General features: G+C 64.3%; 1 protein-coding gene. It reads left to right on the top strand.

Annotated features, from left to right (window positions below):
* On the top strand, positions 1 to 249 hold a 249-nt coding region (locus AC2Q9J_RS18315; protein WP_499042151.1), incomplete at both ends, for a type 2 periplasmic-binding domain-containing protein.

The raw sequence follows: 249 nt of genomic DNA, 5'->3' as shown, positions 1-249 counted from the left end.
GGACTACGTCAAGGCCAAGGGCTGCGCACAGCGGCCCCAGGATTTGCTCAACCATGCATGCCTGCGCCTGGTCAGCCCGGTGGTCCAGCTGGACAAATGGACCTTCAACGGCCCTGAAGGCCAGGAAAGCGTGGCGATCAACAGCTCGCCGTTCCTGGTGAATTCGGCCGACGCGATGAAAACCGCGATCACCAGCGGCATGGGCGTCGGCCTGCTGCCGGTGTACGCCGCCATCGAAGGGCTGCGCAA

Source organism: Planococcus sp. RAB007_Raresut, assembly GCF_057369535.1.
The sequence above is the reverse complement of the archived record's forward strand: the minus strand, read 5'-3'. Positions and strand labels throughout refer to the sequence as shown.